This is a genomic window from Streptomyces sp. NPDC058240, from assembly GCF_042882135.1.
Taxonomy (GTDB): domain Bacteria; phylum Actinomycetota; class Actinomycetes; order Streptomycetales; family Streptomycetaceae; genus Streptomyces.
This window is the reverse complement of sequence record NZ_JBHVWT010000002.1, coordinates 494,895-508,399: the sequence shown is the minus strand read 5'-3', so window position 1 is coordinate 508,399 and position 13,505 is coordinate 494,895. Positions and strand designations below refer to the sequence as shown.

The window sequence follows — 13,505 nt, the reverse complement described above, 5'->3', positions numbered from 1 at the left end:
CGGTCACTGACAACCCCGGGACGTTAGCCGCAGTTCCGACTCGCCCCGCGGCACTCACCTCAGCGCCCATCCGATCGCAGAGCAATCCATGACACCTCCCCAGCTATTTGATGGGTGGGCAGAAGTCGGGGTTCGGCGAACTGCCATGGTGACTTCGCGGCGGTGGCGAAGGCGGCGGGGCCCTCATGAAGGTGGGTGAGGACGCCCAAGAGAAGGGTGTGGGAGACGGCCAGTAGGGAGCCGTGGCGGCCGGCGGTGTGGTGGAGGAAGGCGGCGCAGTGGCGGGCTCGGGTGTGGAGGTCGGTGAGGCTTTCGCCGTCTTCGCAGCGTAGGGAGGGGTTGGCGAGGCGGCGGGCTCGCCAGGCGCGGTAGGCGGGCGGGTAGGTCTCGGCGGTGCGGCCGAGGACGATGCTCGGGGCGCGCCATTCGGCGAGGAGACCGGTGGTGGCCACGATTGGCAGGCCCGTGAGGTGCGAGACGAGGGTGGCGGTCTGGCGGGCGCGGGGGATCGGACTGGTGGCGATCGCGGTGATGCCGTCGGGGAGGGGGAGGGAGTGGCGTACCTGGTCGCGGCCCTCTTGCGTGAGGGCGGCTTCGTGTGGGGCGTGGTGGCCGGGGCGGTGGCCTTCGTAGGCGCCGTGGCGCATGAGCCAGATGTCAGCCAAGGATCCAGCCTCCGTCGACGCGCAGGGTCTGGCCGGTGATGAAGCCGACGTCGTCGGTGGCGAGGAAGGCGACGGCCGCGGCGACGTCGTCCGGGCGGCCCCGACGCTGGACGCATTGGCGGGCGAGCTGCCGGACGGTCATAGCTTCCGGGTCGTCGACGACGGTGCTCTCGGCGGGGACGTGGATGGAGCCGGGGGCGACGCAGTTGGCGGTGATGCCGGCGGGGCCGAGTTCGCGGGCGAGGGCGCGGGTGAGTCCTTCGAGTCCGGCCTTGGCGCTGATGTAGCCGGCGAGGTCGTGGCGGCCCGCGGTGGCGAGGACCGAGCCGATGGTGATGATCCGGCCCCAGCCGGCGGACGTCATGGCGGGGGTGAGCTCCTGGGCGAGGAGGTAGTGGCTGGTCAGGTTGGTGGCCAGGGTGTCGTCCCAGTGGGTCGGCGTCGTCTCCGGCCACGGGCGGCGGGGGTAGGCGCCAGCGTTGCTGACCAGGATGTCGATCGGGTCGAGTGCGTCTTGGGCTCGGTGGCAGAGGGCGCGCACGGCCTCAGCGTCGCGGAGGTCGGCTCTCAGGGGGACGGCGGTGCCGCCGCTGTCGGTGATGTGGGCGGTGAGTTCGGCTGCGGCCTGGTCGTCATTGAAGTGGGCAAGGGCGACGTTCGCGCCGTCGGCGGCGAGGCGGCGGGCGATGGCCGAGCCGAGGCCGCCGGTGGCTCCGGTGACCAGGGCGGTGCGGCCGTTCAGGGGGCCGGGCATGGCGACTCCAACGGGCAGAAGTAGGTGGTCAGGTCGAAGGCGGGGCTCATGGCCTCGGCGAGCCGGGCGAGGAGGACGAGCCGGTCCTCGGGGGCTAGGTCGGCCAGGTTGTAGACGCCGAGGATGCGCATGGCCAGGTAGGGGCGGAGCAGATTCCTCAGGTCCGCGCCCGGCCAGAGGCGGTCGGCGACCGGTTGCACGAGCTGGTTCCAGTACGCGGTTACGGCAGTTCGCCGGGGAGCCGAGAGCCGCAGGGCGTAGTCGATGTGGATGGTGCTCGTGGTGTGGTCGACGGCCGCTCGCCGGATCTCAGGGGTGTTGGCCGGGACGTAGGCGAAGGTGACCGAGTGGTCGGCGAAGGCGGCCGGGTTGTACGTGGGGACGAGCCAGCCGCCGAGGGTGGAGGCGTACCAGAGGAAGTTGGCGAACTCGCCGGTGACGCTGTTCATCCCGGCGGTGTCGTAGTCGAACCAGGCGAGCGGGTGGGCGAGGTTGACGTCGGTGGGGTCGCCCTGGGTGAGGGCCGCCCAGACCGGCTCGGCCGTGGCGAAGTGGGCGCGCAACCAGCGGAGGGTGGCAGCCCAGTCCAGGTGGTGTCGGCGGCCGTTGATGTTCAGGGTGTAGGTGTCGAGGCGGGAGACCGGGACGTTGATGAGGCCGTCGGCGATCAGGAAGTCCTTGCCAGCGTAGTACGTGTCGAGTCGGCCGCCGGGTGCCGCGCGGTCCCAGTACAGCTTGCGGATGACGTGCGCCGGATCGGCCGGCCAGGCCGTGGCGAGGATGACCTCGCGGTACGCGGCCGTGAGCCGGTCCATGTAGGTGTGGAGGTCGCTGCTCGGCTCGTCCGCGTTGAGGAGGTCGAGCAGGAGGCCCTTGTCGGTGCCGCCGGGGAGGCGTTCGTACGCGAGGAGGTGCCCGCCCGGTACGCGCAGGTGGGCGTGGAGGGTGGGGACGCGGTAGTACCGGGCCAGGCGGGCGTGGCCGCGGATCTCCTCGCGGGCCTCGGCCGGGTCCCGGGTGTACTTCAAGAGCAGTGGGCGGCCGAAGAGGTCGACGGGGCAGAGCAGGTTGCGGGTGAAGCGCCGTACCGGGCCGAGCCGGAGAAGAGGCCGGATGGTCATGGCCTCACCCTGTCGAGGAGTCCCAGGCCGACCTGGGCCAGCGCGGCGGGTGGAAAGGCGTCCATGTGCACGTCCGTATCCGGGGCGATGGCATCGCGGACGGGGCAGAGGTCGCCCTGGTGCATGCGGTCGGACAGGTCGGTGGCGATGGCGTGGTGGTGCGGCAGGCCAGTGCGCCACTTGCTGTGGCTGTGGCGCGCGTACAGGCCGATGACCGGCGGGCCGCTGTACTCCCTGCTGCACGCCATCGCGGCGAGGTGGGTGAGGCCGGTGTCGTTGCCGACGATCAGGTGACAGTTCGGGAAGAGGTCGACGAGGTGGTCGGCCGGCATTCCGTCAAGGCGGAGCACTTGCACATGGCGTCTGGGAGCCTCCGCCGTGATGCGCAGGCCGTCGCCCGGGTTGCCGCCGATGAGCAGCAGCCGGGCCTGGGTCTGCTGGGCCTCGGCAATGTGCTCGGCCAGGGTGATGTAGCGCTGGGCGGTGTAGTCCTTGCGCTCCGGCCAGCTGGTGGCGGTGATGGCGGCGATGTTCAGGTCGCCCAGCCAGCCCACCGTGCGCAGTTCCTCCACGAGATCGTTCGGCCCGGTAGCGAAGGTGGGAGCGAAGGGGGCCGTGGCGGGCAAGCGGATGCCGAGGCGGCGCTCCAACGCCAGATAGTGACGGGCGGGCAGGTCCGGGTGGGCGCGCCCGTCGGTCGACCAGCAGGGCGGGGCGGCCGGGTCGAGCACCAGGCTCACCGTTGCCGTCGAGCCCTGTGCCTCGACCCCTGCGCGGTCTCCGATCACGGCCCGCCAGCCGCTGGGCGCGGTGGCCTGGGGCCGCGTGAGCAGCCCGGCGCGGGCGATCAGCCCCGCGTACGGACCCACTGCCCGGACGGCCACGCGAACCGAGCGCAGCCGCAGCCAGTCGAGGACCGCGCGCACCCCCGACAGCGCGAGGAGGGTGTCGCCGAGCTTCCCCTCGAAAGCCACCACGACCTCACCACACCCGCTCAGGCGGTGGACGAGCTCGGTGGAGGCGGCGAGCGGGAGCGGTGCGCCGAGGGGAATGCCGTCCCGGTCGTACCCGAGTGGGGTGGTGTGGACGGCCTCGGCAGGGACGACCAGGGAACCGGGGTGGAACCGGATCCCCGCCGGGGCGACCGTGGTCATGCCGCGCCCTCGATCGTGGTGAGCGAGACCAGCGGCAGACCGAGGCCGGTGAGCAGGTCGCGGGCTCCGCGGGTGGTGTCCTCCACCAGGCAGGCCGCCGCCAGCGGGACGGCGCCAGCCTCGCGGAGGCGGCGGGTGAGGTCGGCCAGGGTCCGGCCGGTGGTGATCTCGTCGTCCACGATGACGATCCGCTGGCCGGGGGCGATGCCGTACGCGAAGACGTCGGTGCGCATCGCGTGGGGCTCGCTGAAGCGGACCGCGCCGTCGAGCGGGAGGTGGAGCTTCCAGGCGATCTTGTACGGGAGGTGGGCGGCGCCGGCGAGGGAGACGGTCGGCAGGATGCCGCCGGCGTCCAGGCCGAGGAGGAAGTCCACGGAGCCGAGTCCGTCCGGCGTCTGCTCCTGGAGCAGACGCCACAGGTCGGCTCCGGTGTGGGCGAGGGTATCGGGGTGGACCGGGTTCTCCAGGCCGTCGAGAGAGTGGATGACGCGCTCGCGGCGGCTCGTGGCTCCGACGCTGAGGCGTTCGACGATCCGGGCGGAGAAGGAGGGCACGGCGATGGTTTCGGGCATGGCGAAGCTCCTGTCGGATGAAGAAGGAGAAAGGAGAGAGAGACCGTTCAGGCGGCGAGCTGGGCGGCGTACCAGGTGAGAAGCTGATCGACGGCCGTGGTGACGGGCTTGAGGACGAGCTCGGTGTCGCCGTCGCGCCAGGCACTGGCGATCTCGGCCAGGGAGGGCACCGACACGGCGGGCAGGCCCGGCATACGGGAGGATGCGGCGAGGATCCGGTCGGGACCGGACTCCCACTGGTTGTGCTCGCGCAGGAGGAGGCGGCAGGCGAGCACGAGGTGCTTGTAGAGCTGCCGCAGGGTGGTCGGATCCGCATCGGCGCGCAGGCGGCGCATGGTCAGGATGACCTGCGGGAGTTCTCGGACGGCGGCGAACGCGAGCTCGTCTCGGCCGATCGTCGGCAGTTCGAGGCCGGGCGCGGTGTGCAGGACGGGGCTGCCCTGCTGGAGCTGGTGGAGGACGAATGCCAGGCGCGGGGTGAGGCGCCGGGCGGTCAGTTCGCCAGAGGTGACGAGGGTGGGGCCGAGGGAGGCCGCGCCGTCCAGGGCGGTCCGGTACTGGTCCAGGGCCTCGTAGACCTGGCCGATGGCCTCGTGTTCGGAGATCACGAGGAGGTCCAGATCGGACCAGCCGGTGATCCAGCTGCCCTCGCCGGGACTGCCGGTCAGGGCGACGAGCCGCACGCCAGGTCCGTATGCCCGTACCGCGTCGGTGAAGTCGGCCGTCGCCGAGGCGACGGCGGCTGGCAGGCCCAGCCCGTACGGGGTGGCCACGCGCAGCGCTGTGGCGGCGGGCGGGGCGGCGATGCGCCGGAGGTGGGCGCGGAGGGCGGCGATGCTTCCCGTGTTGTCGATGACGTGGTTGGCGAGCGCAGCGACCTGGTGGGCGCCACGACTCATCTTGATCTCGTCCTTCGCGGCGACGGCCTGGGCCGACGTCCCGGACCGCTCGACACGTACGGCGAAGGAGGCATCCAGATAGACGATCTGGAGCGTGTCGCCCATGAGCTGCTTGAGCTCGGCGATCGATGCGTCGTCGTGGACGGACTCGATGGTGAACAGCCGCATGTCGACGTGAGCGTCCGCGAAGCGGTTCAGCTCGCCGAGCAGCAGCTCGGCCTGCCGACGGGCCGACAGCGCGTACGGGTCCGCGAGGCCCTCCCGGTGGGCCGCCTGCCGCAGCAGGAAGCCGATCTTGAGACGCTGGGCACCGCACGTGCGCTGGACGAACTCGGCACTGGTGCTCTTGCCGCACTCGCTCAACCCGCCGAAGGCGAGAACCCTGCGCAGGTGCCGGCTCGGCTTGACCTCCGTCGGGGCGGCGTCGTCCCGGCCGTACAGCTTGAAGCGGGCCGGTACGGGAAGCCGACGGCGGCCGGCCACGACATCGGAGACCAGCGCGTCGAGGGCGGCGCACAGCTCCTCCCGCTGGCCGTGGAGGGCGGGGACGCGCCGGAGGGCCAGCTCGTCCCGGGCCGCCGCCCGTTCGCTGTGCCAGATCCGCAGCGTCAATACCGACAAGCGGTCGACGACGGATGCGAGCGTCTCGGTGTGCAGTGGCGCGTCGGCGCGGCCCGCGTCCGTCAGCGAGCCGAGGACCTCGTCGGCCCGCTCGGCGAGCGCGTTGCGTTCGGCGTTGAGCTGGTCGATCTCTCGCTTGCAGTCGGCGACCTGGGCGGCGGACAGTAAGGCGCCGCGCACCCGGTCCTCGGCGTTCCACAGGCGTCCGTTGACGGTGTGGAGCCGGGTGACGGTGTCGTCCAGGCGCTGCCGGTCCTTGTCCTGGAGCGTGGCTAGGGTCCGTGACAGACCAGGTGGCAGGACCAGGGGCGGGGAGTTCTGGGTCATCGGAGACTCCCATCGGCGAGTCGTGAAAGGCCGACGTGGCCGAGTACGTCGGCGTGGATGCCGTCCAGCGAGCGGCCCTCGCAGTCCACGACCGCGGTGTACGCGCCGTGGTCGACCTGGTGAAGCAGGACCGCGTGCAGCGTCTTCTGATAGGCCGGGTACACCCCGGTCCAGGGGCGACCCTCGCGGGCGCTCGTGATGGCGTAGCTGCGTTCGGCGTCGAGTGACGGCAGCAGGAGGATCGCGGTCTCCGGTGCGATGACCCGCGAACCGGCGATGCCCGTCACAGTCTTGAACGCCTCGCCGACCGTCAACCCGTCCTTGACCACGCACGTCGCGGTGGCCACGGCGAGAAGCATGGGTAGGCCCCGGTCCAGCAGCCCCGTGCGCTCGGCCTCGCGGGCGGCGGCCCGCTTGGCGTGGCCGACGAGCAGCATCTCGGTCAGCTCGACGGTCGTGGACATCTCGAACCACCACCGGGCGTAGTCGCCGACCGCCACCCGCGCCCACGGCTCGGGGTCGTGCTCGTGGACCGACCCCAGCGGCTGGAAGCCGCCCCATCGCCCGGCCAGCCGCACCAGGTGGGTCGTCTTGCCCACGTTGTCAGGGCCGTTGAGGCTGACGAAGTCCGGGACCTGGGCCATTGCTCACGCCTCGCGGATCGGGGTATCGAGGACGGAAACGATCGCGTCCGTGTTCGCGGCGATGAAGTCGGCGAGCTCCGGCGGCATCAGGTTCAGCTCGCGGACGGCCTCGGCGGTGAACGGCACCCGGACCACCTCGTATCCGCCCCGCTCCGGCTTGGAGAACTCCGTTCCCGTACGCGCGGCCAGGTCCATCGACTCCAGGCGCGCGGCGAAGATGTGCTGCACGCCGACGCCACCCTCCAGCTCGTCGGTGATCAGGTGGACGAGCTCGGCGCGCTCCAGCTTGCCGCCCAGTTCCTCGAACACCTCCCGGTGGAGGGCCGCCTCGATGGTCGCGTCGTCCTCCTCGACCCCTCCGCCGACCGACACCCAGTACGGCTCCCTCCCGGGCTTGGTGCGCTTGATCAGGATCAGCTCGTCGCCGTCGAGGAGGATGGCGCGGGCGTTGCGCTTGACGATGTCGGTCATGCCGTTTGCTCCTTCAGGTGGTGGTACCGGAGAGAACGGGCGGAGGGCCGCCTGGTCGCGCTCGGCACCTCCCCGGCTCGGTGAACTCAGCATGGTGCAGGTCGGTGACGGGGTGTGACGTAGACGTGCTGCAGCAATGCCGCAGCGCTGCTGAACACGGCTGGCTACGCTGGGCGTTTCGGCGTTCCACCGGGTGACGGACAGGGGGTACGACGGTGGTCACGGTGCAGCGATGGTCCGGCCGGGAAGCCCGGCTGTTACGCGACGCCCTGCGCATGAGCCTGCGGGACTTCGCCGCCTACCTGGGTGTGAGCGACCGGACCGTATCGAACTGGGAAGGCGGCGGGGCGAGTTACCAGCCTCGTGGTGAATCTCAAGCCGTCCTCGACACCGCACTAGCCCGCGCGTCGGACGACGTGAAGGCCCGGTTCGCAGCAGCCCTGGGAACGAACGGCGCTGCTCCACCCGTCACAGGCCGGATCGGAGTCGACTCCCACAAGTTCCTGCCGGTCTTCATCGGCGTCGAGCGCGCCGGCCGGCTCCGCGCGCACATGACGCCGGGCGCGGACGACCAGTGGCTGGAGTCCTCCTCGGCCCGCGTGGACCACCCCGAATCGCAGGACTGCGTTCTGCACGTCTTCGCGTGCGGAGCCGCCGTCTTCCACCTCGTCCAACCGCACGAGCCTCCCGCACTCACCGACCTCGCCGTCTGGCGCTACCGCTCGTACGCCTCCGACCTGCCCTGGGCACGGAACAAGCTCCGCGACCTCCTGGACGAGGACCACGACCGCACCCCCAACCCCGAGTACGTCCTCTCCCTGTACTGGCTCACCTCCGAACCCTGGACCGGAGACGCCTACGACACCGCCCTGCGCCTGCTGTCCACACCCTCGGTCCTGGTCGACCGCGGCGCCCCGGGCGGGCCCGCGCCCCTGGACGGCACGGTCGAGGCATCGCTCCTCGCCACCGGCTTCGACCACCCGGACATCGTGTCCTTCGGCGTACGGGGAGTCTCCACCGGCTACGCCGGCTGGTCCGGGGTCGCCTACGCCTCCCACTCCCGCGAGCGCGGCCTCACCATCGACGACCTGGTCGCCTGCGAGCTGACCGTCCAGGCCCTGTGGTGCTTCACCCGCCAGGTCCAGCAGATGATCGAAGACGGCCAGGACCCCTCCATGCCCGAGCAGTACGGCTGGCGCTTCCTGCGCGCCGCCTCCTCCCGGCTCACCACCGCCCGCGCCCAGGAGACCGCGCAGCACGTCCTCATGCGGGAGGCCATCATGAAGACCAGCGGGCTGGCCGAACGGCTGCGCGCCGCACAGGACGCTCTGCGCGAGAGCGTCGGCTGAGAACCCTGGGCAGGAGAGATACCGGATGGACATCGGCAGCGCCGCACTGGTCGTGATCGACATGCAGAACGGCTTCGTGAACCACCACAGTCGCCACGCCGTGCCCGCGGTCTCCGACCTGGTCGCCCAGTGGTCCGTCGCCGGCCGCCCCGTGATCTTCACCCGGTACTTCAACTATCCGGACAGCCCCTACGAGCGCTTCTTCCAGTGGCACCGGCTCCAGGAAGCGCCCGAGACCGACATCGTCCCCGAGCTCGCCGAGGCTGCCGCCCACGCACACACGGTCGTCGACAAGACCGGGTACACGCTCCTCACCCCGGAGGCTGCCGAACTGATCCGCCGGGCCGGCTGGACCGACCTCGTCTTCTGCGGGATCGCCACCGAGAGCTGCGTCCTGAAGTCCGCCGCCGACGCCTTCGAACACGGCTACGCACCCTGGATCGTCACCGACGCCTGCGCCACCGACGCCGGCCCCGACGTCCACGACGCCGGCCTCCTCGTCGCCCGCCGACTGATCGGAACCGGCCAACTCGTCACCACTGACCACGTGATCGGTCAACTCACTGCGTACGCCGGGGCCCCGGTGCTGGAATAGCTCCATGGCCGACACGCTGCACGACACCGACCTGATCATCATCGGCGGCGGCCCGGCCGGCTGCGCCGCCGCCCGCATGGCCGCCAGCGTCGGCATGCGCTCGATCCTGATCGAGCCGGACCGGCTGTGCCGCAACCTCTACCGGATCCCGGCCCTGAACAACGTCCTCGGCGGCTACACCAGCGGCCCCGAGCTCGCCGACTCCATCGTCGCGGAGCTGAAGGGCACGGAGCTGTGCCGCCTCGAACTCGGCCGACACGTCACCGCACTCCACGCCGACGACGACCAGGTGACCGCCACGGTCGACGCCAGCACCCGCCTCACCGCCCCGTACGCCATCGTTGCCACCGGAGTCGGCCCGCTCCAGCCCCGCGACGTCACCTGGATCACCACTCCCGACAGCCTCACCCTGCCCCCGCTCTGGCAGGCCGAGGCGGACGACGCCGAGGGCCGCACCCTTCTCGTCCTCGGCGGAGACCGCCCGATCGGCACCTTCCTGCGGGCCCACCCGGACACCGACACCCGCCTGCTCGTGGCGTACCCGGCGGCTGATGCGTACAAGATCGAAGAGATTCGCGAGGACCCCCGAGTCACGCTCCTCCCCGTTGAGCACCTGACGCTGAACCGCGGAGAAGGCGCCTCGGTGTCAGCGGAAGCGGTGGGCCAGGACGGTACCCAGCGGACGATCTCGGCGAACGCCGCCTACCTCAGCATCGGAAACGCGCCCACCGCCCCGCCCGGAGACCTGACCCGTGGCGTGGACGGATACTGCCCGCCCACCGACCAGCACTCCCGCATCATCGTGGCCGGCGACCTCCGCTCCGCCCGCTTCCAACGGATCATGACCGCTCTGGGATCCGGCAGCGAGGCCGCACTGCACGCTTACTACGCGGCTCGGGAGCTGCCTGCCAAGGGCTGACCACGTCCGTGCGGTACGGCGGCGAAGGAGGGCGTTCAGATCGGCATCGCTACGCGTCATCCGCCCATGATGGCGAAGCAGCGACAAGCGGTACCGCTCGGTTTTTACGGTTCAGCGCTGTCGCGGGGAACCGTTCGCGGGCCTGGTTCCGATGTGGGCGGGGTGTCCTGGCGCGGAGACGGCGCGGGCGCCGCTGGCTCGCCGGGCCTGGGAATTCTGGGGATCAGCGGGGAGGTAGGCCATCCGTCGCAGCCGCCACACGAGCACGTCGCTCACGTGTTCCGCCGTGTCCAGTTCTCGTAGGGCAGCTGCCTGGGTGAGCAGGGTGGTGGGGTTGTGTCCGGTGGTTCGGGCTTCGTGGAGGGTGGCTGCGAGGGCGGGCCAGCTGGGTTCGGCGAGGATGCGGTCAGCCAGTTTGGGCAGGGCGTGGCGTACGGCGGTGGCGTGGTGGCGTTGCCAGGAGGGGGCCAGGCGGCTGCCCTGCTGGTGGAGCAGGGCCATGGGGTTGCTGGCGGCGGCCGGGTAGGCGGCGCGAAGGTGTGCGGCGGCTCGGTGGGCGGCTTGGGCCTGCTGGGCGTGCTGTTTCCTGGCATGCCAGTGCTCGGCGGCGGTGATCAGGAAGACCAGCATGTCGATGACCATCGCGGTGGTGGCGCCGTCTTCACCTCGGCCGAGGGCCGGGCCGCTGTGGACGAGGTCGCGGGCGGCTCGGCGCAGGGCGTGGTCGTGGCCGCGTACGGCGCGGACGTGGGAACGGGAGGCGCGTTCAAACGCGGTGGCTGCTGCCTGGAGTTCGTGGCGGGTATGGGCGGCGGAGGTCTGGGCGAGGGCGTCGAGGACCTCGCCGGTGGCGGCGATCTGCGCGGCGATGATGCCGTCGTCACCGTGGTCGATGACGAGCAAGGCCCGCCAGGCGGCGCTGGTGGTGCGCCGACGTGCGGACGCGGGCCCGGTCACCGACGGCAAGGCAGGCTGCTGGGTGGGGTCGTCCGGGTTCTGGGTCCAGCGTTCGCGGATGCGGGGCAGGGAGAGGTCCGGGGCAAGCTTGGAGCCAGAGTAGAAGACCGGCTCGTCCTTGCCGTTACGGTCGCCGGGGAGGGCGACGGTGTAGCCGAGGGTGTCGCCCGACGGCGCGATACGGCGCCGGACGAGCAGGCCGGCCGCGCCGAGGCGGCCGAAGAACTCCTCCTCGCCCGCCGCACCGGCCACCGAGCGACGGACCGCCTCCCGCAGCTCCTCGCGCGGGGTGCGCTGCTGGCCGCGGCGTTCGGCCTTGTGGCGCTCGGCGCTGGTAGGGCGCTTTGCGGCAGTGCCGTCCCCGGGTGTGATCCGGCGCAGGCCGTAGTCCGCTTCGATGAGGCGGGCTTCGGTCTGGGCGTGGCGGGCTTCGTTGTGCAGGCGAGGCCGTCGGCCGTCGTCGCGGACCAGGGTGGCGATGATGTGGATGTGGTCGTCGGCGTGCCGGACGGCAGCCCACCGGCAGGCGGCATCGCCGCTGTCGGGGGCGATGCCGGTGGCGGCGACCATGCGGCGGGCGATGGCGGCCCAGTCGTCGTCAGACAGCATCGGGTCTTCGGGGCTGGCACGTACGGACAGGTGCCACACGTGCTTCTTGGGGCGTCGGCCGGCGGGCAGGGCATTGACGGGCTGGTCGAGCAGCCGCTGAAGCTGCCCGCAGGTGGCCTTCGGGTCGCGGCCGGGGTCGGGAGTGAGCGGGTCGAAAGCCGCCACCAGGTGCGGGTCGGTGTGCTCTTCGTGGGTGCCGGGACCGTACAGGTAGCGGATCAGGCCGATCGTCTCGCTGCCGCGCTTGTGGATGCGGGGGATCATGCCGGGGCACTGCCGTCCCGGTGGGCGAGCAGGGCATCGGTGGCATCCTCCATCCGGCGGGCCGCGCTCAGGACGGCCTGGGCGGTGGCGTCGAGGTGGGGTGCGTCGGCACCGGAGTTGAGGGCTTTGGCGACCTGGTTGAACAGCCCGTGGATGCGGCCCAGGTGTCGGCGGGCGGCGAACACTTCGTTGAGGACTTCCCGTTCGGTGGCGATCTCGGCGGCGGTGCGGGTCAGGTCGCGGGCGGCCTTGTCGACGGCGTAGGCGAGGAAGGTGGCGTTGGTCATCTGGCACGTAGCTGCTGCGTCGGTGAAGCGCTTGTATTCGGCGTCGTTCATGCGGCAACTGGGCTGGTGCAGGCGCTTTCGGGGCTTCGGCTGACGGGCGCGCTGACGCCGCCGCGAAAGGGATTCGGCCTGTCGTCCCCCTCCAGGCTGCGGTCCGCCCTCGGCCGCAGCCGACCGGTCCGGTGCCCCCTGGCGCAGGACCGGTCCCGCCACCCCTGGGGCGGGAACTCCGGGAGCATTGCTCCCGGGACAACTTGCTCCGCCTGAAGCCGGGGTGTAAGTCACCTGCTTCTGAGATGGAGGGAGTTCGTGGTTGAGGTCGTGCATGTGGACTCCTGCAAGGGGTGGTGGTGAGGACCCGCCCTTCCCTTGCTGATTCGAGGAAGGGCCGGCGAGGGCGACGGGCTGCGGAGTCAGCCGGTGCTTGCGGTGGCCTCGTCGAGTTCGGCCTGCAGCAGGTCCTTGACCTTGTCCAGGCGGCTTCGGGAGATGCCGAACCCCTTGTCCCGGATCGCCTTCTCGACGTTGCGGCGCGAGATGCGGTCGGCCCGGCCGAGAGGAGCCGTACGACCGATGTCGATGGCCTGCTCCAGCGAAATGCTTGGCGGAGTACCTCCCGGCATACCTGCCTGGTGCGGAGTCTTTGCCAGGTGCTTCGCGACGGGCTGCGCCACGTCGCTGGCGCTCGTGGCGGTTGGCGGTGCCGTCTCGCGGCCCATGTCTCCCACAGCGGGTTTGTGGCCGTCATTGGCGCTGTGGCCGATGGTGTTGTGGCGGCCGGTGGCCGTGGGGCGTCGTGCGACGAGGAGGTAGAAGTGGACCGCTCCGGCCAGGGCGAGCGGAGCGATGGCGGAGATGACTCCGACGGTGATGTCGTCGAGGGCGAGGCTGGTGTGGCGGGTCTGCTGGTTGAGGCGGATGGCGTGCAGGACGTTGGCCCAGATGCTCGTGGCGGTGGCGACGCCGACCAGCGCCGAGACGTAGAGGCGGGCGGACAACGGTGCGGTCCGCAGGACGAGCAGGGCGCCTATCCCGATGGCGATGAACCCGTCGATGACGAGCGGGAAGGCGTACGTGAGCACCCGGTGGATGTGGCTGGCGGCGGCCATCTGACGCAGAGCGTCGTAGGACAGCGCGAAGGCCGCCATGGCTAGCAGCGCCACACCCGTGCGGATCGCGGCGGCCAGGGGCACCGGGGCAGCGGACGGCGCTGCGGCGAAGGCAGGGGAAGGCAAGAGAGAGTGCTCCAGGGTACGGAGGTGCGGCTGACGTGGCCCGGTGGGGGGAGAGAGACCCG

The 13,505-nt window shown here is 71.2% G+C and carries 14 protein-coding genes; 3 read left to right on the top strand and 11 right to left on the bottom strand.

Annotated elements, in window-relative coordinates:
- Positions 1-59 precede the first annotated feature (59 nt).
- Genes ACFVX4_RS07575 through ACFVX4_RS07540 form a run of 8 tightly spaced genes read right to left on the bottom strand, consistent with a single transcriptional unit; the run spans position 60 to position 7,228 of the window.
- Positions 60-665: a histidine phosphatase family protein gene (locus ACFVX4_RS07575; RefSeq protein WP_389972842.1), complete on the bottom strand. Its 606-nt coding sequence runs from the start codon at positions 663-665 to the stop codon at positions 60-62.
- Complete coding sequence (locus tag ACFVX4_RS07570) at positions 658-1,419, bottom strand: SDR family NAD(P)-dependent oxidoreductase (RefSeq protein ID WP_389972839.1); 762 nt, start codon at positions 1,417-1,419, stop codon at positions 658-660. Before ACFVX4_RS07570 ends, ACFVX4_RS07575 begins: the two co-directional genes overlap by 8 nt.
- Positions 1,404-2,540 (bottom strand): hypothetical protein, encoded by a 1,137-nt coding sequence (locus ACFVX4_RS07565; protein WP_389972836.1) that lies wholly within the window; start codon positions 2,538-2,540, stop codon positions 1,404-1,406. Before ACFVX4_RS07565 ends, ACFVX4_RS07570 begins: the two co-directional genes overlap by 16 nt.
- Positions 2,537-3,694, bottom strand: a complete 1,158-nt coding sequence (locus tag ACFVX4_RS07560) for a glycosyltransferase family 9 protein (protein WP_389972833.1) — start codon at positions 3,692-3,694, stop codon at positions 2,537-2,539. Before ACFVX4_RS07560 ends, ACFVX4_RS07565 begins: the two co-directional genes overlap by 4 nt.
- Complete coding sequence (locus tag ACFVX4_RS07555) at positions 3,691-4,266, bottom strand: phosphoribosyltransferase family protein (protein WP_389972830.1); 576 nt, start codon at positions 4,264-4,266, stop codon at positions 3,691-3,693. Before ACFVX4_RS07555 ends, ACFVX4_RS07560 begins: the two co-directional genes overlap by 4 nt.
- Positions 4,267-4,313: 47 nt before the next feature.
- On the bottom strand, positions 4,314-6,113 hold the full coding sequence (locus ACFVX4_RS07550; protein WP_389972828.1) for a DUF4254 domain-containing protein: 1,800 nt from the start codon (positions 6,111-6,113) through the stop codon (positions 4,314-4,316).
- Entirely contained in the window at positions 6,110-6,757 is a 648-nt protein-coding gene (locus ACFVX4_RS07545) for a hypothetical protein (RefSeq protein ID WP_389972826.1), read from the bottom strand. Before ACFVX4_RS07545 ends, ACFVX4_RS07550 begins: the two co-directional genes overlap by 4 nt.
- A gap of 3 nt (positions 6,758-6,760) precedes the next feature.
- Complete coding sequence (locus tag ACFVX4_RS07540; RefSeq protein ID WP_389972824.1) at positions 6,761-7,228, bottom strand: NUDIX domain-containing protein; 468 nt, start codon at positions 7,226-7,228, stop codon at positions 6,761-6,763.
- Between the two features lie 275 nt (positions 7,229-7,503).
- Here ACFVX4_RS07540 and ACFVX4_RS07535 point away from each other — a divergent pair, with 275 nt between their 5' ends.
- Genes ACFVX4_RS07535 through ACFVX4_RS07525 form a run of 3 tightly spaced genes read left to right on the top strand, consistent with a single transcriptional unit; the run spans position 7,504 to position 10,091 of the window.
- Entirely contained in the window at positions 7,504-8,577 is a 1,074-nt protein-coding gene (locus tag ACFVX4_RS07535; RefSeq protein WP_389972958.1) for a helix-turn-helix domain-containing protein, read from the top strand.
- Positions 8,578-8,602: 25 nt separating this feature from the next.
- Positions 8,603-9,172 (top strand): cysteine hydrolase, encoded by a 570-nt coding sequence (locus tag ACFVX4_RS07530; protein WP_389972822.1) that lies wholly within the window; start codon positions 8,603-8,605, stop codon positions 9,170-9,172.
- A 4-nt stretch (positions 9,173-9,176) separates the two neighbouring features.
- The gene (locus ACFVX4_RS07525; protein WP_389972820.1) at positions 9,177-10,091 is read left to right on the top strand and encodes an FAD-dependent oxidoreductase; all 915 of its coding nucleotides are present in this window, start codon (positions 9,177-9,179) and stop codon (positions 10,089-10,091) included.
- 111 nt (positions 10,092-10,202) lie between these two features.
- Here the strand turns inward: ACFVX4_RS07525 and ACFVX4_RS07520 are convergent, their stop codons facing one another.
- The 3 genes from ACFVX4_RS07520 to ACFVX4_RS07510 form a co-directional block, all read right to left on the bottom strand.
- Positions 10,203-11,921 (bottom strand): mobilization protein, encoded by a 1,719-nt coding sequence (locus tag ACFVX4_RS07520; protein WP_389972818.1) that lies wholly within the window; start codon positions 11,919-11,921, stop codon positions 10,203-10,205.
- Complete coding sequence (locus tag ACFVX4_RS07515) at positions 11,918-12,259, bottom strand: plasmid mobilization relaxosome protein MobC (protein WP_389972816.1); 342 nt, start codon at positions 12,257-12,259, stop codon at positions 11,918-11,920. The genes ACFVX4_RS07520 and ACFVX4_RS07515 overlap by 4 nt, the downstream gene beginning before the upstream one ends.
- Before the next feature lie 362 nt (positions 12,260-12,621).
- Positions 12,622-13,443, bottom strand: a complete 822-nt coding sequence (locus tag ACFVX4_RS07510) for a DUF2637 domain-containing protein (RefSeq protein ID WP_389972814.1) — start codon at positions 13,441-13,443, stop codon at positions 12,622-12,624.
- Between the last annotated feature and the right edge of the window lie 62 nt (positions 13,444-13,505).

Bases quoted from the DNA above. Each gene is read 5' to 3' on its own strand.
- ACFVX4_RS07540 (WP_389972824.1), bottom strand. From the start codon at position 7,228: ATGACCGACATCGTCAAGCGCAACGCCCGCGCCATCCTCCTCGACGGC.
- ACFVX4_RS07570 (WP_389972839.1), bottom strand. From the start codon at position 1,419: ATGCCCGGCCCCCTGAACGGCCGCACCGCCCTGGTCACCGGAGCCACC.
- ACFVX4_RS07530 (WP_389972822.1), top strand. From the start codon at position 8,603: ATGGACATCGGCAGCGCCGCACTGGTCGTGATCGACATGCAGAACGGC.
- ACFVX4_RS07565 (WP_389972836.1), bottom strand. From the start codon at position 2,540: ATGACCATCCGGCCTCTTCTCCGGCTCGGCCCGGTACGGCGCTTCACC.
- ACFVX4_RS07555 (WP_389972830.1), bottom strand. From the start codon at position 4,266: ATGCCCGAAACCATCGCCGTGCCCTCCTTCTCCGCCCGGATCGTCGAA.
- ACFVX4_RS07515 (WP_389972816.1), bottom strand. From the start codon at position 12,259: ATGAACGACGCCGAATACAAGCGCTTCACCGACGCAGCAGCTACGTGC.
- ACFVX4_RS07545 (WP_389972826.1), bottom strand. From the start codon at position 6,757: ATGGCCCAGGTCCCGGACTTCGTCAGCCTCAACGGCCCTGACAACGTG.
- ACFVX4_RS07525 (WP_389972820.1), top strand. From the start codon at position 9,177: ATGGCCGACACGCTGCACGACACCGACCTGATCATCATCGGCGGCGGC.
- ACFVX4_RS07520 (WP_389972818.1), bottom strand. From the start codon at position 11,921: ATGATCCCCCGCATCCACAAGCGCGGCAGCGAGACGATCGGCCTGATC.
- ACFVX4_RS07535 (WP_389972958.1), top strand. From the start codon at position 7,504: ATGAGCCTGCGGGACTTCGCCGCCTACCTGGGTGTGAGCGACCGGACC.
- ACFVX4_RS07560 (WP_389972833.1), bottom strand. From the start codon at position 3,694: ATGACCACGGTCGCCCCGGCGGGGATCCGGTTCCACCCCGGTTCCCTG.
- ACFVX4_RS07550 (WP_389972828.1), bottom strand. From the start codon at position 6,113: ATGACCCAGAACTCCCCGCCCCTGGTCCTGCCACCTGGTCTGTCACGG.